The sequence below is a fragment of the Paracoccus sp. NIOT.M2S5SZ12 genome (genome assembly GCF_057748165.1).
Map to the genome: position 1 here is coordinate 307,347 of NZ_JBYLFR010000002.1, position 23,465 is coordinate 330,811.

Consider the following 23,465-nt stretch of genomic DNA (forward strand, 5'->3'; position numbering starts at 1 on the left):
TGGAGAAGCCCCCATGTCGTCATCGCGCCTCGTCGGCCGCCTGCGGGTCATCATGGGCCTCGACGACGCCCGGTTCCGCAAGGGGCTGGACGATGCGGCGACCGGCATGCGCAGGCTGGGACAGGACGTGCAGCGCATGGGCGCGGCGCTCTCGACCCGCGTCACCGCCCCCCTGGTCGCGGCCGGGGCGGCGGCGGGCGCGGCCTTCATTTCGAGCGCCAACAGCCTGGCCGACCTGCAGCGCCAGGCCGACCTGGCGGGCCTGTCGGTGCAGGACTTCAAGGAGGCTGCGCTGACGGTCGAGGATTACGGCATCCAGCAGGACAAGCTGGCCGACATCCTCAAGGACGTGAACGACCGCTTGGGCGACTTCCGGGCGACCGGCGCGGGTCCCATGGCCGACTTCTTCGAGACCATCGCCCCCAAGGTCGGCCTGACCATCGAGAGCTTCGAGGGGCTGACATCGTCTCAGGCGCTGTCGAAGTACATCGACGCGCTGAAGGACGCCAATGTCAGCCATGCCGAGATGACCTTCTACCTGGAGGCCATGGCCAGCGACGCGACCGCGCTGATCCCGGCCTTCCAAGACGGCGGGGCCGAGATCGCGGCCACCGCGCGCCGCGCCCGCGAGCTGGGCCTCGCGCTGGACGAGGACCTGATCCGGTCCGCGCAAGACACGCAGAAGGACTTCCGCATCGTCTCGGCCGTGCTGACCACGCAGTTCCAGCAGGCGCTGATCGGGCTGGCCCCGGCCATCTCGGAGCTGGTCACCGCGCTGATGCCGATGATGGAGGGGCTGATCGAGGGCGCGGGTCGGCTGGCCGCCTTCACGGCGCGCCTGGCCGAGACCAGCCCCGAGATGCTGAGCTGGGGCCTCGGCCTCACGGCGGCCGCCGCGGCGATCGGCCCGTTCCTTGCGGGCGTGGGGCTGATGATCCAAGGGCTGGTCTCGGTCGGGGGCACGCTGGCGCGGGTCTCGGCGCTGCTCCTGGCCAACCCGATCGGCCTGGCGGCCGCGGCCGTGGCCGGGGCGGCGGTGCTGATCTACCGCAGCTGGGACGATGTGGGGCCGTGGTTCGGTCGGCTCTGGGACGGGGTGCGAACCATCTTCTCGGGCTTCGGCGACTTCGTGGCGGGGATCTTCACCGGCGACCTGACCCGCGCGGTGGACGGGCTGCGCACCGCCTGGTCGGGGCTGCGCGACTATTACCAGACGCTCTGGGACGGCATCGTCGGCGTCTTCACCTGGGCCTGGGAGAACGGCATCAAGCCGGTCACCGACGCCCTCGGCCTGACGGATGCCATCCTGCGGGGCTGGAACGCACTGAAGGCCGGTCTGGACGCGGTCCTGACGGCGATCGGCAATGCCTTCGACACCGTCTGGTCGAAGATCCGCCCCGTGGTCGATGCCATGCGGTGGGTCAACGAGAACTGGAAGGGCCTCTCGGGCATCGGCGGCGGCCGCGAGGGCACCATCGCGCCGCCGGATGCCGACGTCATCGCCCCGCCCGCGCCCACGGGCGAGATCCGCGCCGGTCTGGCGCAGGGCACCGCCGGCATCCGGGTGCAGGGCAACCAGGACGGGGTCGCCTATCAGGAGGGCTTTGCCGAGGCCAACGAGATCAATTCCCCGTCGCGGGTCTTCCGGCGCTTCGGCGCCTGGATCACCGAGGGCCTGGCCCAGGGCATCGACGGCGGCGCGGGTCGGGTGCAGGGGTCCATGCAGGGCCTGACCGGCGGGATGCTGACGCAGTTTGACGGGGTGACCGAGGGCGCCCGCAACCTCGGCGACGTCTTCGACAACATCAAAACGCGCTTCGCCGACATGATCACCGACATGGCGTCGCGCATGGCCTCCAGCGGTCTGAGTGCCATTCTGGGCGGGGTCTTCGGCGGCCTCTTCGGGGGCGGCGACGCGCTGACCGGCGCGCTGCGCGGCGCGGGGCTGAACGCAATCCCGGCCTTCGCGCGCGGCACGCCCTTCTCTCCGGCGGGGCTGACGCGGCTGAACGAACGCGGCGGCGAGATCCTCGATCTGCCCGGCGGCACGCGGGTCATCCCGCATGACATCTCCAGGCGCATGGCCGACCAGTCCGGCGGCGATCGCGACCCGGCCCGCGTGGTGGTGGGCGTGGATCCCGAGACGGGCAACCTGACCGCCTTCGTCGATCGGCGCGCCGACCGTGTCGCAGGCGCCCGCGTCGCGCGCTTCGCCGAGAGCGAGTTGCCCGGACGCGTTTCGACCATCACCCAATACGAACAGGAGCGGATGTAATGGCGGTGATCGAATGGCCGTCCGAGCATTTCCGGCTGTCGATGACCAGTTATTTCATCGACTGGACCAGCCGCAGCGCGGGCGTTGGCCTGTCGGGACATGAACAGATCATCAGCAGCGGCACGGGCGTGTGGCGGCTGACCTTCCAGCTGATCGTGGACCCTGATCCAGACCGCCTGCGCCGCTTCGAGGCGCTGGTCTCAGAGATGCGCGGCCGTCTCAATTCGGCCCTGATCCCGCTGTATGACGCCTATGCTTATGACAACAGCGTCTCACCGACGCAGATCCCGCACAGCGACGGGACCTGGCACACGGACGGCACCGGCGCCATGGCGGGCGACGGCGTGGAGCCAATGCTTACCGTTGGCTCAGCAGCAGCCGGGGCGTCCCAGTTCAACGTCAGCCTGACGGACCCTGTCAGGCCATCCCTTCGCGTTGGCGACCTGTTCACGGTGAACGGCTATCTTTACCGCGTCGTGCGGCGGAACGGGTCGGGCTGGGTCAAGTTCGAGCCGCCGCTGCGCGAGGCTATCCCGGCGGGAACCACGCTGGAGACTGATCCGATCAAGGTTCGGGTCAAGTTCGCTACCGACAAGGAGGGTGAGCGCGCGCGCAATCTGCTGTCATGGGGTGAGCCGGTGACGCTGACGTTCATCGAGGATTTCGACCGATGAGCTTCACGACGGCGCAGATCGCCTTCCTTGACGCCAACCGCGACCGGATCGAGGCGCGCCGCACCTTTGAGGTGGGCTTCGCCTCGGGCACCGTGCGGCTGATTGAGGGAAGCACGCCGTGGCCGGATGGCACACACACATGGCTTGCGGCTCATGGCGTGATCCAAGCATCTGGCATCAGGGCGTCAGGCGTCATGGACGCGCACCCGGCTCAATACCGGTTCGGCATGGTCAGCGCCGATCTGTCCATGGCCCACATGACCGACGAGGCCGAGTGGCGCGACGCGGTGATCCATCAGCGCCTGGTGCTGTTCGTGGACGGCGAGGCGGTCGGTCCCGCGATCCATATCCACCGGGGCCGGATATCGGACATCCGGCGTGTGGAGACGGTCAAGGACGATTACTTTTCGATCACGGCTGAGGGTCCGTTCCAAGACCGTAACGCTACGCTTCTTGGCAAATACACCGACCGGGACCAGCGCATGCGCTCCGGCGGCGACAAGGGTTGCGAATACGCTGCGCAATACGAGGTCAGCGGGGCCGAGTTCACCGGATGGCTGACGCAATAGACCGCTATCTGACGGCGGGCGCTTCCCTGCCTTGGGTCTGGGGCGTCAGCGATTGCACCATCTGGGTCGCGGATTGGTGCGTGCTGCATTTCCGGCACGACCCGGCCGCAGCCTTCCGGGGCATGTATGACGACGAGGCCGGGGCCGAGCGGCTGATCGCCGCGGGGCTGAGCCATGCCATCGCCCCCTGGATGCCGCCCCTGCGGATCACCGACGCGCCCCGGCGAGGCGATGTGGGCGTCATCGACATCCGCGGCCGCGAGGTCGCGGCCATCTGGACCGGGCGCCGATGGGCGTTCCGCACCCCGCGGGGCCTGGGCGAATGCCCGGCGCGGGCCATCATCTCGTGGGGTGAATGATGCCGCAGGCGATACCGGTCATCCTGGCCGTTGCAAAGACCGCCGTGGGCAAGTTCCTGATCGGCACCGCCATCAACCTCGGCGTCAGCGCATTGAGCGCCAAGCTGAACCAGCCCAAGGGGCCGAAGCCGCGCGACCTGCAGACGCAGATCCGCGCGGGCGCCGCCGACCGGGTGCAGCATTTCGGGCGGGTCCGCGTGGGCGGCGTGCTGATGTTCGCGGATTTCTATCGCGGCGACCCCCGGATCGACATCAGCGACGGCATCTTCGCGCCCAAATACAGCAGCGGCAATATCGCCTGTGTGCTGCTGGCGGTCTCGACCGGCGGCATCTCCGGGGTCGATGCCTGGTATCTGGACGGCAAGCCGGTCAGCGTCGATGCCGAGGGCTGGGTCCAGACCGACCCCTGGAAGGACCGCATCCGCCTGCGCGTCCGCACCGGGCACGGGGCCGAGGCCGAGGGCGGGGCTTGGGACACGCTGCGCGCGATGTTCCCGATGCGCTGGACCGCCGATCACCGGCTGGACGGCGTGGCCACCATCCTGGGCGAGTTCAAGGCCGTGGCCCCCGAGGATGTGAACGACGTCTATCCCGGCGGCCAGCCGCCCGAGATCACCGCCATCATCCGCGGCACGCCCTGCTTCGAGCCCGCGACCGGGGCCGAGAGCTTCACCGTCAACCCGATCCGGCATCTGCTGCATTACCTGTCGGACGCCGGGTCGGGGCGGATCCCGCTGGCCGAGTTCGACCTGCCTTCCTGGTTGACCGCCATCGCCGATTGCAACGACGCCCTGCCCACGGCGGGCGGCACCCGGCCGCGCTATACAGGCGGGGGCAGCTATGGGCTGAACGAGCCGATGAAGGACGTGGCCGCCCGCCTCCTGGAGGGGGTGGGCGGCACCCTGCACCTGACCCAGGAGGGCAAGATCGGCGTCCGGGTCGCCAAATGGCGCGCGCCCACCGTGGTGATCGACGACAGCAAGATCGTCAGCCTGGATTGCGGCCCGGGCAAGTCCAAGCTGGACCGCGTCACCACGCTGGTGCCGGAATATGTCGAGCCCTCGCTGGACTATACCGAGACCACCGCCGACCCCTGGGAGGATGCCCGCGCCATCGCCCGTTTCGGCGAGCCGAAGCCGCGGGAGCTGTCGCTGCTGACCGTCCAGCATCACGGCCAGGCCCGCGCCCTGACCAAGATCGCCGCCGCGCGCGAGAACCCCCGCGTGACCGCCGCCGCCTCGCTGCGCTTCTGGGGGCTGCGCCTCTTGGGCGAGGAGCGCGTGTTCCTGCACCGCCCCGATCGGGGGCTGGACATGGCACCGATGCGCGTGCCCGCCCTGTCGCTGGACCTGAACGCCACCGACGGCGTGGTCAAGGTCGAGCTGGAGAGCGACGAGGCCGCGGCCCATGCCTGGACCGCGGCCGAGGAAGGCGGCAAGCCCTCGGCCCCGCCGCTGCCGGAGAATGGCCGCCCGCCGATCCTGGCGCCCGTCATCACCGATGTCGCGGTGCAGACCGATGGCGGCCGCCCCCCGGCCTTCATCAGCGGCGTCGTCTCGCCCATCACCGGCTATGTCACCCAGGTGCAGTTCCGCCCGGCGGGCGGGGCATGGGCGGTGGTGAACGTCAACCAGGACACGGGCTACTTCCGCACGCCCGAGCTGGCCGACAGCCAGACCTACGACATCCGCGCGCGCCGCGTCCTCGGCGGGCTGGCCGCCATCGGCGTGGCGATCGGCGGCAGCCCGGATGTGACCAAGGCCGGGCCGTGGACGCTCGTCCCGGCCATCGTGGTCATCGCCAACAGCACGCCCCCCGCGCAGCCCGATCTGGTCGAGGCGACGCGGACCGGCGACACGATCACCATCACCTTCCGCCCGGATCTGGGCGCGAACTACGCCCAGACCGGCATCTGGCGCGGCGCGCCCTTCGCGGATGCGACCTTCGTCCGGTGGGTCCGCGATCAGGCCAGCACTGTCACCGTGCAGCTGACCGCCGCGCCCGAGCCCACGACCTACTGGCTGCGCTCGGGCAACGGCTCGGGCGTCACCTCGGCCCCCCTGAACATCGGCACCCTCTGAGGAGCACATCATGGCAGTGAACCCCACCCGCAACCCGGGGCAAGTCTGGGTGGACAACACCCCGCCCCAGAAAGCCTGGATCGTGCAGCTCCTCAACGAGCTGATCGCCGCCATCAACGGGATCGACCCGCAGCTGGCCGCGCTTCTGGCGGACCTGCAGACCCGGCGCGTCGCCAGCACCGCCAGCAGCGATTTTTCGGGCACGACCTTCCCCGTCGGCACCGGCACGGTGATCTTCCGTTCGTCCACGAACGTCTCCATCTGGCAGGCGCTGACGATCGCGCCCGATCCCGTCACGGCGACCCATCAGCAGGATGCGACGGGCGCCTGGTGGGGCCGCGCGTTCCAGCTGTCGGACATCCGCAACGCGCTGCGCAATGCCGGGGTCTTCAGCCTGACCGGCATCGGCGGCACCGCCAACGCGATCACCGCCAGCTTCGCCGACGCGGCCCAGGCCCTGGGCGTGACGGTGGATAGCTCGACCATCGTTGAGGTGACGCCCACGGTGGCCAACACCGGCCCGGTCACGCTGCAGATCAGCGGGGATACCGCGCGCACGATCCAGACGGAGAATGGCACGGCGCTTCCCGCGGGCTTCCTGCGCCCGGGCGTCAGCATCATGCTGCGCCGCGTCGGGGCGAACTGGCGGGCGCTGTCCTCGGTCACCTCGGATCAGCTGGCCGCGGCGCGCAACGAGGCCGCGACAGCAACGGCCCTGGAGGCGTCAGCTCGTGCTGACGCTGACGGCTTCCAGCGCGCCGCGCTGCGCCAGGGCGCGATCACCCTGGTCAACGTCAGCCTGACCGGCAACGCCTACACCGCCGACATCGAAGGCACGTTCACGTCTGTGGCGATGACGGACATCCCGGTGAACGGCGAGGTCACCGTCAGTTTCCCGGCAACGAACCCCAGCCAGAATCCGACCCTGAACGGACGCGGTCTGCGTCGGCGCAATGGCAGCCCGTGGCCCGCCGGGAAGATCATCCCCGGCAGCCCCTATACCCTCAAGCGCATCGGCAACGAGATGCGGGTGCTGTCGGGCGACGTCCAGGGCGAGGAGCTGGAAAGCGGGCTGGCGTCCGTTGCCCGCAAGCTGGTGACGATCACCACGGCCAGCTCCCCTGGCGAGCGGAACAGCACCGCGTGGACGCAGGCGCCGGGCAGCTACAGTTTCACGGGCGTTGCCATCACCGGCGCCCCGGCCGTGCTGGCCTCGCCCCATTCTGCTGACGTGCAGGTCGAGCAGGTCGTCGATGGGCTGCGTCAGGTCTGGCTTGACGCCTCCGGCCGCCGCTTCGAACGCCTGCGCAAGGCAGGAGCTTGGGGCGACTGGCTGGAAATCGCACGAGAGGACCGCGTTGCTGCGCTGGAGACGGCCGTCAATGCCAAGGCCAGCCAGGCCGATCTGACAACGCTGCAGGCCGCCGTTGAGAGCATCGAGGCGGTTGCGGTGCAGGGCAGCGTCAAGCTGTTCCAGACCGGCCCCGCGCTGCCTGTGCGACCCGACGGCGTTACCATGCAGCAGTCGGTCGAATGGTGGACCTGGGACAGCCCGCAGGCGGTGATGGGCGTGTTTGACGCCTGGATCACCGTCCCGGCTCCGAACGAGCCGCAGGTGCCTGCCGCGCAGTCCTGGGACGTTTACAACGCCCGCGATGGGAAGTCGGTGGCGATCATCATCCGCAGCGTGCCGACCGAAAATCCTCCCATTATTGGTATCGACCGGCGGGTTGGCGGTGACGAGGCTCCTTGGCTGGCGCTTCCGTCCCCCGCGGCTGGTCCTTATGTCGTGGGCGGCTTTGCCACCGGCCCACAGGCAGTCGCAATCCGCCATGTGAGCTATGTGGGCGCGGGCGAGGGCGATCTTGACCGAACCGTCACCGTCAGCGCGGCTGACGAGGTGGCAGACCTGTCTGGTGCGAACCTTCTGCTGTTCAACGCCCGGCCGGCGAAGTGGCAGAACCTAATCGCGGACATGGCGATCACCACGCGCGGCTTGATCGTGAACAGCGGTGTCGCGCGCGTCACTCATTCCAACCAGTTCGTGCGGGCGCTGTATCGGGATTACTTCGTCACCCAGCAGTTTGTGCGGGCGCAGATCGTCACCCTGTCCAACACCGCGCATCTCAACAGCTTCGACGGCATCGGCCTCGGCGTGAACGGGAACGGGGTCAATGCGATCCGCGCGCTGTTCCGCCCCGGCCAGATCATCCTGCAATACATCGAGAACAATGGAAGCCGCCGCACGCTGGCGACCCATAGCGCGGCCTATGAATTCCCGTTCACGGCGGAAATCCGGCGCACGTCCATCAATGAGGTGCAGGTCCGCGTGAATGGAAACGCGGTCATCACCCACAACCTGACGGGCGATGCAGCGGCCAGCCTGACGGGGGGGCTCCCGGAAATCTACGCCTTCGTCGCATCTGGCGGCACCCCGGCAAATACCGGGTTTTCCAACCTCGTGATGGGGCATGCCTGATGCCGATCGGACCCGCACCCACCAAGCTCAACGCCAAGTCGATGGAATACGTCGCGGGCTTGCCCATGCACATGAACGGCCCCCAGATCTGGGGCCAGCCAAATGAGGAGCAACAGGCCCGCATCGACGCAGGCGAGAAGCTGGAGAACCTGTGGCATGGCGAGATGCAGCAGCTCTATTGGGGGATCGACCTGAACAGATCGGACAGCGGCACCATGCTGGCGCGCGGGATGCGACGATCCTTCCCGAAGCTGCGCACGATCCGCGCGCCGTTCAACAAGCACTATTGGACACGCGATGGAAACGGCAAGCTGCAGATGCATCCCTACATGGAACAATTCTATGAGGAGTGCGCGGAGGACAGGTCTGACTGGTGGTTGGTTTGGGACTTTCACGATGGCCCTACACAGCGCCTTGGCGACCCCGCCCGAGTAGCTCAATGGCCGAACAGCTACGGGCCGGTCGAGAGCTTTGACGACTGGCACGCGGAAAGCGTGAAGCTGGGCATCCGGCAGCTTGAGACATGGGACATGCTGTTCGAATGGCTCAATGATCGCCCTTGGTTGTGGGAACAGACCATCGGCTACGAGATTATGAACGAGCCTGCGGCCTATTTTGCCGGGAACAATTCGTTCCCTGGCAACCTGCCGTATTTCGTCGGCCGCTTCGTGGATCATATCGAGGCCATCGCGCAGAAGATCCGCAGCATCGACAACGGCAAGGCGATCCTGGCCCCGACCTGGTCTTTCAACGGCGACGCGAACACATTGCACAATACCCGGCTGCCGCAGCGCGGCAATGTCCGTGGCCTCGATGCGATCCGGCAGGCCGTGGGGTTGGATCGGCTGATCTGGTCGATCCACTATTACGTGGGCTTCGACCAGAGGACCGCCACGCAGGCGCAGCATGACCGGGCGACGGTCGTGCGGTGGGGCGTTCTGGGGTCCGATCCGGTCTGTGTCACGGAAACCAACATCTTCGGTCAGTGCCACAACCCGCTGCGGACGGGCGACTGGTACAAGCACTACTTCAGGTCGCGGCATCTGAATTGGCTGACGCCGCGCGTCGAGGGCTGGCCGAACAAGAAGGCATGGGGCGTCGGCTGGTGGCCCGCCGTGAACTGGGCGCAGGCGTCTTCCACGCGCGTTGCCCTGGGCACGGATGATCCAGTGCTGGCGCGGCGCTTTTCGACGGCCGAGGCGATCCAGCACTGGTCCCTGGAAAACCACCCGGAATGGTTCGACAGTGCGCCTAGCGGAGTGAAGGGCTGGGAACAGCACGGACTGCGATCCTTCAACAGCATGGACCCGTCGCAATTTGAGATTGACGGCTGGCATCTTCTGAACAGCGTCCAGCCCCCGCTGCCGAACATAGACATCGCGGAGACGCTGGCCGGGTGGTATGTCAGCTATGGCGGGACAGGCACGACGTTTCATGATTGCGCGGATATGTCGGGCGCCGTCACGTTGCAGGTGCTGGGCGGCGACGGGAAGACCGTGATCCACCACCACATGGTCGATTATTACCAGCGCAACCACTTCCATCTGGGGACCGGCGGCGGCGTCGTGCGCCTCGGCAACGGCAACCATGTCGTCATGTCGCAAGGCGGCCCGGCGATCATCTACACCGCGCATCCCCGCCCGGCCGATCCGCCCTTCCACGGCTATTCCAAGGCCCGGCCGCACGCAACCATCGGATTGCCCTATGGCTGGGACAACCGCGTGATCTGTCACCCCGGCGCGGTCACGCATATCTACGGCTTCGATCCTTCGCGAGGCGACCGCCTGTCATTCCTGGGCGCTTTCCAGAGCGTTTCGGAGATGCGGGCGGCAATTCAGGTCGTGGATAACCAGGCGGCGATTAAGAACCGGGACGTCATCATCACCCTTCCCGAAGGCGGCGAGGTCTTGATGCTGGACGCGGGTGCGCTGGCATCACGGTTGCACACCTGGAACCTTGACCTGACTGACGGCTGGTATGCCGATGGCTGGAGCGAGCCGGTCGATTATACCGAGGCGGAGTTCACGAACCCGATCCCGATTGTTCCCCCGGCCCCCGGCGGCGGCGGGGCATGGATGTTCGACCGCCTCGGCAACCCCCTGCCCAAGGTGGATCGGCAAGGGCGCCCCGTAGGCGCGGTGCTGAAAGACGGCACCGTTCTGGGTGTAGGCTAAGGAGGCATCATGACAACGATATCCTACAAGCCCGGCGCGTCCGGGCCTTTCGTCGTCCGGCTGGAGGCCGAGGACGGCGATCCCGTGCCCTATGTCCGCACGCAGATCCGTGTCGACACCGGCGCAGCCTGCCTGACCGTCGACGGCGTTCTGGCGTGTGAGGAATGGGAGTTCGACCTCTCGACCCTGACCCTCGCGCCGCGGCTCTGGCCCGCAACGATCTACTACGACGCAGGCGACGGCTGGCGGCTGGCCGACGCCTTCAATCTGCACATTCTGGGGGGCTGCTGATGCAACCACACATCGTGAAGGTCGGTTTCCGGGGCGTGCGCGGAGAGCCGGGCCGGGGTCTGAACATCAAGGGCAGTCTGTCCGACACCTCGGCGCTGCCCGATGGCGCAGAGCAGGGCGACGGCTATCTGATCGACGGCGATCTATGGCTGTGGACGGGGTCGGCGTGGGATAATGCCGGCTCGGTGCAAGGGCCGGCTGGACCTGCGGGTCCGCAAGGCCCCGCCGGCACTCAAGGCGCTGCTGGACCCGCTGGTCCTAAGGGTGACGTGGGCGATGCCGGACCTGCTGGCCCTGTCGGGCCTGCCGGTCCGCAAGGTCCGGAGGGTCCGCAAGGGAATATTGGACCCGTTGGTCCTGCCGGTTCAGCTGGCCCGATCGGCGAAACGGGACCTGAAGGTCCGACCGGAGATCCGGGCCCTGCTGGTCCTGCTGGCGCAACGGGTCCCGCTGGACCGGCTGGCGCCACTGGTCCTGCCGGCCCTACGGGCGCAACTGGCCCCGCCGGTTTGACTGGTCCTGTTGGCCCAGAAGGTCCTATTGGGCCACAAGGTTTGCAAGGGCCTCAGGGCCCTGCAGGGCCGCAGGGCGAGCCAGGGCCAGCCGGAGCGGTTGACTTTGGAGACCTGACAGTCGTCACAGGCGCGCCAGGCACGCAGGTTTCCATCGTCGATGACGTGCTGAGCATCCCCAGAGGTGCTGACGGGGGCGGGGTCACGACGCAGCAGCTGGCCGACAGGACGTTCACCCGCCTGAACATGGGTTCAGTTCAGCCTATCGGCGGCGGCACGGCTAGCAACATTCGCACCTGGTTCCGCCGGACACCTGCCGATGCGACCCGTATGACCTATGCCACCAGCATCGAGATCGATGCCCCGGCCGGACCGGTCAAGGTCGCCTCCGCATTCGTGGGTGCTGACCTGATCCCGGTGTATCACGACATCCGCACCGTCCAGCATCCCGGTGGGCGCGCGATCACCACGCTGGTCCCGCCTGTCGAAATCCCCGCAGGGGCGCATGTGGGTTTCCGTGTCGCTCAGGCCGGGACGCGGCTGACGACGACCGTCGAGGACTTCTGGTATTCCTCGACCGACCCTGACGCGCTTGGCCAAACGGCGTTCCTGACCAACAACGAAAGCGGCTCGCGCTACTGGTCGGTCATCAATGTCGATGCCGGTCCGGGCGCCACCGCCCTGGCCGCGGGGCAGGATGCCGCCGTTGATGCGGTCGCGAAGGCCTCGGTCATCCAGAGCATCGGCTACGGCAAGCTCTTCGACCTGGCGTCCCTGCCGGGTCAGACCAGCTCGGCCCCATCGAACCTGACCATCTACACCGGTCCGGAGTTCCGCGCGGCGTTCGACGCGACCATCTCCGGCATCAGGGTATGGGCGAACATCGCGACGGTGGCCACCATCACTATCTATGACGTCACCGAGACGGAGACGACCATCGCCTTCTCGCCGGTCCTGTCGATCCGGCTCAATCTGGAGGCGGGCAAGAACACCCTGCCGCCGGACCTGTTCCGGGGCGTCACGGTCCGGCAGGGCCAGTGCGTCGGCATCTCGGGGGCGCAGCTTCGCTACGGTTTCGGGGGGGCCGGAAAGCTGGTTCCGAAGATCAGCGTCGAGAGCCAGCAGGGTGCAGGCTTCTTCGTGACCAAGCCGGTGCCGCAGGAGTCCTGGAACATCGCGTTCGAGGTCACCCTGGAGGCGATGGCAGGAGACCGGCGCGCCCCGCAGCGGGAGGTCGCGCTGGCCGCGGGGCCGATCAGCCTCGGCGATGCGGGCTATGTTCAGACCGGTGTCTCCGGCCTCACTGTCTGGGCGCAGTCCGGAACGTCCGACATCGCGATCCGTCGGTCGACGGCCAGCGTCGTCATTCCCTTGGCGGATGCTGGGCAGGCGCGCTATTCGATGGTCTGCTACAACCGCTTCACGGATGCCTGGAGCGTGGTCGCAGGGCCGTCCCGCCTGCGGGACGCTCAGGCGTTCCGGCCGGCGCCTGCCGCGGGGACCGATGCCATGTTCCTGGTCCGGTCGGGTGACGCCAGCATCACCGAGATCTTCCCGGTGCATCGCTTGGGCGCCGACGGGATCAGCGCGACGCTGCGCCCGACACTGGACCAGGCGCTGCGGCGCAACCGGGCCATGTGCCCGAAGCTGATGCGCAAGATCCGCGCCAGACAGCCGATCCGCATCCTGTCCATCGGCGACAGCATCACCCAGATCAGCCAGTCGGCCGCCTCGGCCACCGCGCCCAACGGGGACCGCGACCGGCTGAAATACCTGACCGAGAACAACGTGAACCAGTATGGGTCGGACTTCATCGCCACCGTGCCGCGGTTCACGTCGGCGCAGATCGGGCGGCCCGGCGACAGCTTCACCGACCACATCAAGATCGGCTTCATCTGGGAGCTGATCGCGGGGCTGGAGGCGATGGGCTACACGCTCGGGGTCGATCTGTTCTACGACAACTTTTGCCGGTCGGGTTCGGCCACCATCGACTTCGTCAGCGATGCGAACGTCTTCAGCGCGTGGGGGCAGGCCGCCTTGGCGCTGCCGCCCTATGACCTGGTCATCACGGCCTGGGGCATGAACGAGCTGTCCGAGGTCGGCACGGGCGGCCGGCTGATCCTGATCGCCAACGCCTTCCGGGCCTTGGGCTCGGAGATGCTGATGACGGACAGCTCCGCCCGCAAGGCTACCTGGTCGCAGGCGCGCATCAACCGCGATCAGACGCAGCGCGCCGCGTGGGCGGCCGGCACGGCCCATGCTTCGTGGCAGTGGGTCGACGGACCCCAGTGGGGCGAGGGGCTGAGCGTCGCCGCTCTTGATCGGGTCGCCGCGAACGGCACGAACCACCCCGGCGGCGAGGAGCTGGGCGCCTTCGGCAAGGTCGTCCGATATTCGATGCTGGGGCTGTGATGCTCAGATTCATCAAGGATATGCTCGGAACGCCCGAAGCACAATTGGACGCCTATACTTGGGGCGCAGCCCTTCTTGGGCACGCCTTTGTCGGCGTGGTTCTGACGGCCTTGATCGGCTGGCGTGCGGGGGCATGGCGCGGCGCGCTCATCGTCGCGTCCGCCTATCTGCTGATCTGGGAAGGCGTGCAGGTCACGGCCTTCGGCGGAGGCATCGCGGACAGCATCGTGGACGCGGCGGCGGTGGCCTGTGGCGCCGTAGTCGCGGCAGGGGCGTGGCGCAACCGCGGGGCGGCCGTAGCGGGCGCCTTGGCGGTACTGGCGGCTGTCGGAGCTGTCGGCATCGGTCGCCGCAGCAAGTGACAGCAGGCGCCGCTTGTCCCGCGGCGGAGATTTTCAGGCATAAGGAATGGACATGGCGAGAATTGAAGGAGGGGTCACCTGGGGGAACGTGCTGTCGATCGGTGCGACCCTGGTGACGGTGACGCTGGCCTATGCCACGCTGCAGGCGGGCATGCTGGAGGGCCAGCGGGAGACGCGGCGGATCGAGCTGCAGGCGCAGCAGGCCACCCAAGAGCTGCGCATCAGCCATGAGAAGCAGCTGACCGACATCCGCGCGGATCTGGTCGCGCACCGGCGCTCGATCCAGCAGCTGGAGATCTCGGACGCCCGCAACAGCGAGCGGTTCGAGGCGCTGAGCCGGTCAATCGAGGAGCTGAAGTCCGGGCAGCGCGAGACGCTGGAGCTGCTGCGCGAGATCAGCAGTGGCAGGGCAAGTCCCTGAGCGCCGTGGAAGCCTGCGCCCATCTGCGCGCGAGACGCGGGGATCGTGCCTCAATCAGCCTGCTGACCTAGCAGTCGGCATAGGCCCCATGGCTGTAGCGTGGCCAGTCCTTTGCATGGCCGGCGCCCACCATCGCGCAGGCAATATCGGGAGTCGCACCCGCGGCGCATCTGGCGACCAGCCTGCCGTAATGATCGGCACCCATCACGTCGCACTGAAGCGTCTGCCCGAGAATCAGGGCGGCTAGGCTCCGGGTGGCCTCGGCACCGCCGGCATCCCCTAGCTCCGGGGCATCGATCCCCCAGAGGCGCAGGCTCAGCCCCTTGCCATCACCATCCGCCCGGATGGTGTCCCCGTCGATGGCAACGGCCCCGGTGATGCAGAGGGCAGCAATACAGGCAAGCATCATGCGGTTCTAAAACAGGCGAGCCGCCCCGTCGCGCCGAATCTACCCGCAACTTTACTGACACAGCCCCGCCATCGTGCGGGGCTTTTTGCATGGAGAGACCATGACCGCGAAGATGACCGCGATCCGCGCCCGCCAGGCGCGGTGCGCCGCCTTGGGCTTCTGGCCCGGCCCTATCGACGGCATCGACGGCCGCCGCACCCGCGCCGCCTTCGAGGCCGCCACCGCCGCGCAGCGCGCTCGGGGGCTGCCCTTCCAGCACCCGAGCGGCATCACCCGCATCCACGCGCATTGGACCGGCGGCGGCCATGTGCCGAACCCGACAGACCTGCGCGCCTACCACGGCCTGATCCCGGGCGACGGCGCGCCGGTCTGGCCCGCGCTGCCCGGCGCCCCGCGCAGCCACACCCTCAACGCCAATGGCGGCGCGATCGGGCTGGCGATCTGCGCCATGGCCGGCGCGGTAGAGCGGCCCTTCCAGCTCGGCACCGCGCCCATCACCCCCACCCAGGTCTGCGCTTTCGTGCGCGAGGCGGCGCGCCTCTGCCGCCTCTACGACATCCCCGTCACCAGGTGGTCAGTCCTGACCCATGCCGAGATCCAGCCGACCTTCGGCATCGTCCAGCGCTGGAAATGGGACATCACATGGCTGCCGGGCATGCCGGCCCCCGCCGACCCGATCGAGGTCGGCGACCGCCTGCGCGCGATGGTGCGCGCCGAACTGCAAACCCTCTGATCATCAGGAGCCTGACCATGGACAGCATCAAGACCATCGCCCCAATCTTCATAGGCCGCACGCGGTCCTTCTGGCTGGGCATCGTCCCGGCGATCCTGACGCTGATCGACGTGATCGCGGGCAGCGTCAGCGACGGCACAGCAGAGCCCATCGCCACCGGCCTGGCCGCGATCCTCGGCCCGCTGACCGGGGCCACGGCCGAGGGCATCCATGGCTTCATGCTGGCGGTCGCGCCGATCTGCGCGCTGATCGTGGCGCATCAGCGCGGCGGGCTGGCCCGGCCCTACACCACCAGCCCCGCGAAGGAGCGTGAGCTGGTGCGCACGATCGAGGACGGCAAGAGCGCCTTCGAGGCGGGCAAGGCCTTCGGTGAGCGGTTGCGGAAGACGTCCGGCGTCCCCCCGGTGCTGCGGGCCACGACCCCGCCGCCGTCGAAAAAGTGACGAACGACCGGGACGGCTGCGCTGCAGCCGCCCCGGCGCCTTTGTGCCCCCGTCGCGTCAGTGGCAGGGGACCGGACCTCGCGGTCCGATCCGTGCGGCAAGTTTCTCAGGCCAACCGCACCGACCAGCTCGAAGCTTATGGCCGCCTGCACCCCTCGCGAGGGCAGGTGCCGCGTAAGCGAGAATCACCACATGAGACAAGTGAAAGCCGCCGCCCCCGTCGCCCCTTGGCTCGGAGGCAAGAAGCGTCTGCATGGGCGCATCATCCAGCGCATCGAGGCCATCGATCATCGCACCTACATCGAACCCTTCGTCGGCATGGGCGGCGTGTTCCTCCGCCGACGCTTCCGCCCCACCCTTGAGGTGGCCAATGACCTGAACGGGGAGATCATCAACCTCTTCCGGATCCTGCAGCGCCACTATCCGCAGCTGATGGAGGTGATGCGCTTTCAACTGGCCAGCCGCCGCGAGTTCGAGCGGCTGCGGGCAACCGATCCCGCCACCCTGACCGACCTGGAGCGGGCTGCCCGCTTCCTCTACCTGCAGCGCCTCGCCTTTAGCGGGCAGGTGACCGGTGTGTTCGGGGTTGCCGCGACGAGCGGCCCGCGGTTCTCGCTGTCCCGATTGGAGATCATCCTGGAAGAGGCGCGCGAACGCCTGGACGGCGTGGTGCTGGAAAGCCTGGATTGGGCTGACCTGGTCACGCGCTATGACAGCAGCCGCGCGCTCTTCTATCTCGATCCCCCCTATTTCGGGGGCGAGTCGGACTACGGAAAGGGGATGTTCGACCGCAGCCAGTTCTCGCGGATGGCCGAGCTTCTGGCCAGGATCGAGGGCGCGTTTCTGCTGTCGATCAACGACACGCCCGAGATCAGGGAGTGGTTCAACGCCTTCAGCTTCGAGGAGGTCTCGCTGACCTACACCATCAGCGCCGCTGGAGGCACACAGGCTAAAGAGCTGATCATCTCCAACCGAAGGGAGATAGCGCGGCTTCTGTAAAAGGGAGTGCTATCACGAAGTCAATCGGGCTGAGATTCCAGCAAAAGTGTCCCACGGCTCATTCTTCCGTGGGACACAGGTGCTGATATTTCAGGATAATTTACTGCTGCTGGTAGGCCCGGCAGGACTTGAACCCGCAACCAAGGCGTTATGAGCGCCCTGCTCTGACCAGTTGAGCTACAGGCCCCCGCAGCGCGCCCTGAGTAGAACCGCGGGCCGGACAGGTCAAGCTCGGTCATATCGACAGATGGCAGAGCGAGAGAGTGATGCAGGTCGTCTTTATGAAGCCGGCGGATCTCTCTGCGGTTTTGTCGTGACGGGTTGCCGGGCGAGGGCTGGTCGTCGACATGTCGAAGCAGCGCTTGGCCATGTTGCGCAGCGTATGGATCTCCATGTCGACCGCCTCGCGCACCATGCTTCTCTTTCGCATGGGATCAGGGGCGGCGCGTTGCGGCGCTCGATGTCGTCCGGAGCCTTGTCCGAGGCATAGTCCCTTTCGACGATCAGGGCGGCTGGTCGCGGCAGGGTGTCAGCCATCACCGGATCCTATCCGGTGTGATCGCAATCATGCCCCTGCGCGATCTTGATCCTCACCGGCAGACCTCAGCCGTCGACGCGCGAACCACCGGATCTTCGTCGAGCCTCCCCTTGAGCGGGAAAAGGCGTCTTTCGGAATTCTCCTTCGGCGCCTGCCGCATGATGACGGGCGTGGATGCCGGTGCTGTCGATCGTCCGGAGTCTGTCGAGAGCGACACCCGCGTGGTTCGAGCCACCCGGGAGGACCTTTCACGGCACGGCGAGCGTGCAGCGGCAAGCCTGCCGATGGACGGATGGCCGCGTGCCGAACTCCTCTGGTGGATCCCACCATGGCGTGGCAGTCCGCATTCGGCATGACCTTGAACCGATGGCGGCTCATGCCTCACACCGGAAAACGCCATCCAGAACACGCCCACGATCCGCAGGCGCGCGCCTGTTCGGTCGCCGGAATGCCCGGATGAAGCCCTGAAAGAACGCCCGTTCGCGGTCGGACATCAGGTTGCGCGCCAAGCTCACCTCCCACGCAGCGATGATCGTGAACAACAGACGACCGCCGAGGAAAATCCGCTCTCTCAACACAGCCTAGGGCTGGCCGGCCGGACCGAAACCCTCGGCATGGATGCGGACGGGGTCCACTCCGCGCGCCTCCAGATCGGCGCGCAGCCCGGCCATGAAGCCCATCGGCCCGCACAGCATCACGTCGCCGTCCCGGGCCGCGGGCAGCAGGTCCGCCGCCGCGATCCGGCCCGTCCGGTCGTAGGCCGCGGGGTCGTCCGCGGCGCCCGGCGCAGTGTAGTGGACCTGCCGGATCGCGCGACCGCCTGCAGCGATCAGGCGGTCGACTTCGGCCCGGAAGGCATGGGTCCGGCCGTCCCGCGCGACATGGGCGAACAGCGTGCGGCGCATCGGCTGCGTGGCGGTGACCGCGTGCAGCATCGACAGCGCCGGCGTGACGCCCACCCCCGCACTGACCAGGATCAGCGGCGGTCGCCCGGCGGCAGGACGAAATCGCCCTGCGGCATCCTCGCGTCCAGCACGTCGCCCAGGCCGATCCGGTCGTGCAGGAACCGCGAGGCGCGGCCCCGATCCTCGCGCTTGACGCTGATGCGCCAGGTCGGCGCGCCCGGATCGCCGGACAGCGAATAGCTGCGCGCAAGCGGGGCGACCGGATCGGCGCCATGGAGGCGCAGGGGCAGGTGCTGTCCGGCGATGAACGGCGTCAGCGGCGCACCGTCGTCCCGCGCCAGATGGAACGACACGATGCCCGCGCTTTCGCGCACCCGGTCCACCACCCGCAGACGCAGGTCCGGCTCCGCCTGCCGCCAGCGCAGCGACAGGGCGCGGGGGCGATCCACCACCGCCTCGACGCGCACATGGATCATGCGGCGCGCGGAGGGGTCGTGGCTGTCCTGCGGGGACCAGTCGATGCGCGCCCGCCCGCTGATCTGCAGCAGGCCGCCCGTCGCGAAGTCGACGACCGTCAGCCCCACCCGCGCATCGCAGAGCAGATTGCCGATGGTATTAAAGAAGTCGTTCCCCGAATAGTCCGGGATCAGCAGCGATCCGTCATCCGCGACGCGCACGAAGCCCGGCGGCCCGCCCCGGTGCGACGCGTCGAAGCCCATCCCCCGGGCCGCGGTCCCCGATCCGATGAACAGCGTGTCGGCGGCGGCGATGCGCGCGGCCTGCGCCCCGTCCAGCCGGTCGGAACGGCGCGCAGGCGGCGGGGTCCCCGACCCCACGCGATCCCAGTCGCGCGCGTGGATGTATTGCGGACAGTTGCCGAAGCTCTGCCGCACCCGCAGCAGGGCGCCCTGCGCCAGCGGCGTCAGGACGCCGTTCACGCGGTTGCGCCGCCGGGTCGAGAGGTCGATGCCCAAGAGCCCCGCCGCCCCGCCCCGCGCCAGACCCGCGGCCAGCGGATCGGCCGCAGGCAGCGTCCGGTCGATCCGCAGATGCCGCGGGTCCGGAGAGGTCACGAAACCCTGCGGCCCCTCCAGGATCGACACCCAGATCCGCCCGTCCGTCCCCTCGCCCGCGGCGACCAGGAAGGGCAGCGCGGCGAAGAAGGCGCGGTGCTGATCGGGCATGGCCTCGCGGATGAAGCCGCCCGATGCCGCGGCGCTCTCGGCGCGGCCCGCCAGCCGCTGCGCCTGCTGTTCGCCCGCGTGGAAGGGAGAGGTCATGGCCCGCCCTCCGTCACGCCAGCGCCTCGGAGCGCGCCATGCCGACGAATCCCTCCAGCGCCTCGACGCGGGCCAGCCAGGCGCGGATGGCGGGATAGGCGGCCAGGCCGACCCCGCCCTCGGGGGCATGGGCGACGTAGCTGTAGGCCGCGATGTCGGCCAGCGTCACCCGCCCCGCCGCCAGCCAGTCGCGGTCGCGCAGATGCGCCTCCATCACCGCCAGCAGCGCGTGGCTGCGGGCCACGGCCGCCGCATGGTCCAGATCGGCGCCGAACAGCGTCACCAGGCGCGCGGCGCAGGGACCCGCGGCGATCTCGCCCGAGGCGATGGACAGCCAGCGCTGGATCTCGGCCGCTTCGACGGGATCGCGGCCCCGCCAGGTCGGGCCGTCGCCATGGCGCAGCACCAGATAGGTCAGGATCGCGGTCGAATCCGACAGGCGCACGCCGTCGTCGTCGATGGCCGGGACCTGCCCCAGGGGGCTGATCGCCAGATGCTCGGGCGTCTTGTGGGCATCCGCCGCCATGTCCAGATCGACCGTCCGGCAGGGCAGGCCCAGCAGCGACAGCATCAGTTCGACCCGGTGGCAGTGGCCGGATTTCGGATGGCGATACAGGATCACCGGGGCGGGGATGTGCGGTCTGTCAGCAGTCATGCGTCGTTCTCCTTGCGTCCGGCGCAGAGATAGCGATGATCGGTTCCTGAACGAATGGGCATTCCCGACAGGGCACCATTTCGGAAAATGAACGAATGGGGCGTGATGGACCGGCTGCAATCCCTTCGGGTCTTCGTGGCCGTGGCCGATGCGGGCAGCTTTGCCGGCGGGGCGCGCACCCTGGGGATCAGTGCGCCCTCGGCCACGCGGGGCGTGGCCGCGCTGGAGGCGTCGCTCGGGGCGCGGCTGTTCACGCGCACGACGAGGCAGATGCGCCTGTCCGAGTCCGGCCGCGCCTATCTGGAGGAGGTGCGCGATATCCTGGCCCAGCTTCAGGCGGCGGACGAGGCCGCGTCCGGCACCGCCGCCCGCCCAGTCGGCACGCTGCGCATCACCTGCCCGCAGGAGTTCGGCCGCCTGCATGTCGCGCCGCTGGTCGCGGATTTCCTGGACGCGCATGCGGGCATCCTCGCCGAGGTGGTGATGCTGGACCGCGTGGTGAACCTGGTCGAGGAGGGCTTCGACGTCGCGCTACGCATCGGCCCGCTGCCGCCGTCCGACCTGACCGCGGTCAGGCTGGGCGAGGTCCGACGGGTCGTCTGCGGCGCACCGGCCTATCTGGCGCGTCACGGCACGCCCGCCCATCCCGCGGATCTGGCGCGCCACCACCTGATCGTCGGGGGTGCCGAAGGGGCGGCGCCCTGGCGGGTCGGGGCGGCAGGCCCGCGCCTGACGCTGAGCAGCGTGGCCGCCTGCCTGGACCTGGCGCGCGAGGGACGCGGCCTGACGCGGGCTCTGTCCTATCAGGTCGCGGCGGATGTGGCCGCCGATCGCCTGCGGACCGTCCTGACCGGGCACGAACCCGACCCCCTGCCTGTGCATCTGGTCCATGCCGAGGGCCGCCGCGTCGCGACCAAGCTGCGGGCCTTCATCGACTTTGCCGCGCCGCGGCTGCGCGCGCTACCGGCCCTGCGCCCGGCCGCGTGAGGCCGCCCCGCCTCAGTTCCCCAGGATCGCGTCCAGCACATAGACGCCCGCCTCGCCAAGCCGCGCCGCGCGCGGGCCATGGGGCAGCACCTTGGCATGCAGCTCGCCATAGATGGCCGACAGCTCGACATAGCGGTCGTGGTTGACCCGGCTCGAGGCACGCAGCGCCGAGATGTCCACGATGGCGATGTTGGCCGCCCGCGCCGCACGCTCGACCCTCGGATCGGCCACGTCCAGCGCCCCCACCCGCGGCCGGTGGCTGGACAGCCGCGACGACAGGTCCAGCGCGCGGTCGTCGCGCGACACCAGCAGCGTCATGGCCCGCGCCATCGGCCCGATCACCGCGATCTGCGCGCGGAACAGGTCGGGGTCGATGTCGGGCGCGGGCATCGTCACCGACAGCTGGTCCAGCACGTCGTCGCGCCCGTCCAGCCGCAGCTGGCGCAGCGTCTCCATGGTCAGCAGCCCGCCCATCGAATGGGCGATAACCTGGACCGGGGCGCCGTCGGCATCCTCGACCAGCCCCTCCAGGGTGCGCGCCAGCGCGTCGCGAGGGAAGGCTGTCGCGTCCTTGTCCGCCAGATAGGCGAAGGGCGACCCGGCCGAGGGCCACGAGAACAGGACCGGCACCCCTTCGGTGCGCAAATAGACCGACAGCTGCACCAGGCGATAGAGCGCCCCGGGAAAGCTGTGGTTGAAGCCGTGGACGAAGACGGCGACCCCGGCCGGCCGGCGCGGATCGGCGGCGACGGCCCTGCGGAACGCATCCTCGGGCAGGATCCGGCCATCCAGCGTCGCGAAGCTGGTCGCGGGATCGGCGGGCCCGTCGGGCCATTCGATCCGCCCCGGCCGATGCCCCGGCGGCACCGAGACGCGGAACGCCGCATGGCTGGTGCCAAGCGATGGCGCCGCGCCGAACACGGGGCTGCCCGCCGCGCGCGGGGCGCGCGTGGTCGCAACATAGACCTGGGTGATTCGGGCGCCCTCGACCGTGGCCGCGACCGGACGCAGCACGTCGTTCGTCGGGCGGGCGCTGCAGGCCGCCAGCATCGCCACGACCATCACCGCGACGCACGCGCACAGGCCCCGTGTCCGTCGCCGCGGAACAGGGCGTGATCCCGGATCAGATCGCGATCGCGTGGGTCGCCTCCCGCGGCGCGACGCCCCTGATCGGCCCACGCTCGCCCGAGCAGGCGCTGAGCAACCTCGGCGCCGTGCGGATCACCCTGACGCCCGAGCAGCGCCGCCTGCTGGACGATAGCAGCCGCGAAGCCTGACGGCGGGGGCCCGCTCGGCGTGGGCCCGAGGCAGGATCGTCTCACGCCCTTCGGTCAGTCCGCGGGCGTGAGGCGACCGCCACGACATGAACGCATTGCGTAGCGGACAAGATCATCGGCACCGCTGGTCTGCAGCTCAACGTAGCGAAGCTGGCAGTGATCGAGCGCGAGGCGATGGCCGACACCATTCGCCGCGCCGCCCCTGCCGACGATCTACGGAAGGAAAACGAGCGGCTGCGGGCAGACTGCGAAACGCTCTTGGTCCAGATCGACGCCCACCAAGCGAACACGGGTGATCATCTGGCGAAGCGGGCCGATCCAGCCCGGCGGTCAGATCGCGCGCGCCGGGACGAAGATCTGCGCCGCGAGATCAAGCGCGTCTTCGAGGACAACTGGAGCGTCTACGGTGTGCGCAAGGTCTGGCGCCAGCTACGCCGCGAGGGTTTCGACGTCGCCCGCTGCACGGTCGCGAGATTGATGAAGGACATGGATATTCAGGGCATTATCCGCGGCAAGCCACACAGGACGACAATCCCCGACAAGAAGCAGCCGTGTCCGCTGGACAAGGTCAACCGCCAGTTCCGGGTGCCAGCGCCCAACATGCTGTGGGTCAGCGACTTCACCTATGTC

General features: G+C 68.6%; 22 protein-coding genes, 1 tRNA gene and 2 pseudogenes. 18 read left to right on the forward strand and 7 right to left on the reverse strand.

Annotated features, from left to right (window positions below; all coding sequences use genetic code 11):
• Positions 1-13: 13 nt before the first annotated feature.
• The 12 genes from AC2SGK_RS03380 (at position 14) to AC2SGK_RS03435 (ending at position 14,609) form a co-directional block, all read left to right on the forward strand.
• The gene (locus tag AC2SGK_RS03380; RefSeq protein WP_488322177.1) at positions 14-2,275 is read left to right on the forward strand and encodes a phage tail tape measure protein; all 2,262 of its coding nucleotides are present in this window, start codon (positions 14-16) and stop codon (positions 2,273-2,275) included.
• Positions 2,275-2,949 (forward strand): hypothetical protein, encoded by a 675-nt coding sequence (locus tag AC2SGK_RS03385; protein ID WP_488322178.1) that lies wholly within the window; start codon positions 2,275-2,277, stop codon positions 2,947-2,949. The genes AC2SGK_RS03380 and AC2SGK_RS03385 overlap by 1 nt, the downstream gene beginning before the upstream one ends.
• Entirely contained in the window at positions 2,946-3,518 is a 573-nt protein-coding gene (locus AC2SGK_RS03390) for a hypothetical protein (RefSeq protein WP_488322179.1), read from the forward strand. Before AC2SGK_RS03385 ends, AC2SGK_RS03390 begins: the two co-directional genes overlap by 4 nt.
• Positions 3,503-3,877, forward strand: a complete 375-nt coding sequence (locus AC2SGK_RS03395) for a DUF6950 family protein (RefSeq protein WP_488322180.1) — start codon at positions 3,503-3,505, stop codon at positions 3,875-3,877. The genes AC2SGK_RS03390 and AC2SGK_RS03395 overlap by 16 nt, the downstream gene beginning before the upstream one ends.
• Complete coding sequence (locus AC2SGK_RS03400; RefSeq protein ID WP_488322181.1) at positions 3,877-5,958, forward strand: phage tail protein; 2,082 nt, start codon at positions 3,877-3,879, stop codon at positions 5,956-5,958. The genes AC2SGK_RS03395 and AC2SGK_RS03400 overlap by 1 nt, the downstream gene beginning before the upstream one ends.
• 10 nt (positions 5,959-5,968) lie before the next feature.
• Positions 5,969-8,437 carry a hypothetical protein gene (locus tag AC2SGK_RS03405; protein WP_488322182.1) on the forward strand — a complete coding sequence of 823 codons (2,469 nt, stop codon included), beginning with the start codon at positions 5,969-5,971 and terminating at the stop codon, positions 8,435-8,437.
• Positions 8,437-10,611: a cellulase family glycosylhydrolase gene (locus tag AC2SGK_RS03410; protein WP_488322183.1), complete on the forward strand. Its 2,175-nt coding sequence runs from the start codon at positions 8,437-8,439 to the stop codon at positions 10,609-10,611. The genes AC2SGK_RS03405 and AC2SGK_RS03410 overlap by 1 nt, the downstream gene beginning before the upstream one ends.
• A gap of 9 nt (positions 10,612-10,620) precedes the next feature.
• Positions 10,621-10,902 carry a hypothetical protein gene (locus AC2SGK_RS03415; protein WP_488322184.1) on the forward strand — a complete coding sequence of 94 codons (282 nt, stop codon included), beginning with the start codon at positions 10,621-10,623 and terminating at the stop codon, positions 10,900-10,902.
• 174 nt (positions 10,903-11,076) lie between these two features.
• The gene (locus AC2SGK_RS03420; protein ID WP_488322185.1) at positions 11,077-11,415 is read left to right on the forward strand and encodes a hypothetical protein; all 339 of its coding nucleotides are present in this window, start codon (positions 11,077-11,079) and stop codon (positions 11,413-11,415) included.
• A gap of 164 nt (positions 11,416-11,579) precedes the next feature.
• Complete coding sequence (locus AC2SGK_RS03425) at positions 11,580-13,826, forward strand: hypothetical protein (protein ID WP_488322186.1); 2,247 nt, start codon at positions 11,580-11,582, stop codon at positions 13,824-13,826.
• Positions 13,826-14,188, forward strand: coding sequence for a hypothetical protein (locus AC2SGK_RS03430; RefSeq protein WP_488322187.1), 363 nt, complete (start codon positions 13,826-13,828; stop codon positions 14,186-14,188). The genes AC2SGK_RS03425 and AC2SGK_RS03430 overlap by 1 nt, the downstream gene beginning before the upstream one ends.
• A gap of 52 nt (positions 14,189-14,240) precedes the next feature.
• Positions 14,241-14,609 (forward strand): hypothetical protein, encoded by a 369-nt coding sequence (locus AC2SGK_RS03435; protein WP_411839256.1) that lies wholly within the window; start codon positions 14,241-14,243, stop codon positions 14,607-14,609.
• Positions 14,610-14,676: 67 nt separating this feature from the next.
• On the opposite strand, the gene AC2SGK_RS03440 is transcribed toward AC2SGK_RS03435, so the two are convergent.
• Complete coding sequence (locus AC2SGK_RS03440; protein WP_488322188.1) at positions 14,677-15,018, reverse strand: thermonuclease family protein; 342 nt, start codon at positions 15,016-15,018, stop codon at positions 14,677-14,679.
• A 100-nt stretch (positions 15,019-15,118) separates the two neighbouring features.
• On the opposite strand from AC2SGK_RS03440, the gene AC2SGK_RS03445 reads away from it, so the two are divergent.
• The 3 genes from AC2SGK_RS03445 to AC2SGK_RS03455 all read left to right on the forward strand — a co-directional run bounded on the left by AC2SGK_RS03445 (position 15,119) and on the right by AC2SGK_RS03455 (position 17,193).
• Positions 15,119-15,751 (forward strand): peptidoglycan recognition protein family protein, encoded by a 633-nt coding sequence (locus tag AC2SGK_RS03445; RefSeq protein ID WP_488322189.1) that lies wholly within the window; start codon positions 15,119-15,121, stop codon positions 15,749-15,751.
• A 17-nt stretch (positions 15,752-15,768) separates the two neighbouring features.
• Positions 15,769-16,194, forward strand: coding sequence for a hypothetical protein (locus tag AC2SGK_RS03450; RefSeq protein ID WP_488322190.1), 426 nt, complete (start codon positions 15,769-15,771; stop codon positions 16,192-16,194).
• A 192-nt stretch (positions 16,195-16,386) separates the two neighbouring features.
• Positions 16,387-17,193, forward strand: a complete 807-nt coding sequence (locus tag AC2SGK_RS03455) for a DNA adenine methylase (RefSeq protein ID WP_488322191.1) — start codon at positions 16,387-16,389, stop codon at positions 17,191-17,193.
• 110 nt (positions 17,194-17,303) lie between these two features.
• On the opposite strand, the gene AC2SGK_RS03460 is transcribed toward AC2SGK_RS03455, so the two are convergent.
• The 5 genes and pseudogenes from AC2SGK_RS03460 to AC2SGK_RS03480 form a co-directional block, all read right to left on the reverse strand.
• Positions 17,304-17,380, reverse strand: a tRNA-Ile gene (locus tag AC2SGK_RS03460).
• Positions 17,381-17,428: 48 nt separating this feature from the next.
• Positions 17,429-18,225, reverse strand: a pseudogene (locus tag AC2SGK_RS03465) (transposase family protein).
• A gap of 87 nt (positions 18,226-18,312) precedes the next feature.
• Positions 18,313-18,690, reverse strand: coding sequence for a ferredoxin reductase domain-containing protein (locus tag AC2SGK_RS03470; RefSeq protein ID WP_488322192.1), 378 nt, complete (start codon positions 18,688-18,690; stop codon positions 18,313-18,315).
• Positions 18,691-18,707: 17 nt separating this feature from the next.
• Positions 18,708-19,916: a pyridoxamine 5'-phosphate oxidase family protein gene (locus AC2SGK_RS03475; protein WP_488322193.1), complete on the reverse strand. Its 1,209-nt coding sequence runs from the start codon at positions 19,914-19,916 to the stop codon at positions 18,708-18,710.
• A 13-nt stretch (positions 19,917-19,929) separates the two neighbouring features.
• The gene (locus tag AC2SGK_RS03480; protein WP_488322194.1) at positions 19,930-20,571 is read right to left on the reverse strand and encodes a glutathione S-transferase; all 642 of its coding nucleotides are present in this window, start codon (positions 20,569-20,571) and stop codon (positions 19,930-19,932) included.
• A 105-nt stretch (positions 20,572-20,676) separates the two neighbouring features.
• Between AC2SGK_RS03480 and AC2SGK_RS03485 the strand changes: the two genes are divergently transcribed.
• A complete protein-coding gene (locus tag AC2SGK_RS03485) occupies positions 20,677-21,558 on the forward strand; it encodes a LysR family transcriptional regulator (RefSeq protein ID WP_488322205.1) in 882 nt (293 codons plus the stop codon).
• Between the two features lie 12 nt (positions 21,559-21,570).
• On the opposite strand, the gene AC2SGK_RS03490 is transcribed toward AC2SGK_RS03485, so the two are convergent.
• On the reverse strand, positions 21,571-22,608 hold the full coding sequence (locus AC2SGK_RS03490; protein ID WP_488322195.1) for an alpha/beta hydrolase: 1,038 nt from the start codon (positions 22,606-22,608) through the stop codon (positions 21,571-21,573).
• 38 nt (positions 22,609-22,646) lie between these two features.
• Here AC2SGK_RS03490 and AC2SGK_RS03495 point away from each other — a divergent pair, with 38 nt between their 5' ends.
• Both AC2SGK_RS03495 and AC2SGK_RS03500 read left to right on the forward strand, forming a co-directional pair.
• Entirely contained in the window at positions 22,647-22,835 is a 189-nt protein-coding gene (locus tag AC2SGK_RS03495) for an aldo/keto reductase (RefSeq protein ID WP_488322196.1), read from the forward strand.
• A 303-nt stretch (positions 22,836-23,138) separates the two neighbouring features.
• Positions 23,139-23,465: pseudogene (locus AC2SGK_RS03500) on the forward strand (IS3 family transposase); the annotation flags it as partial.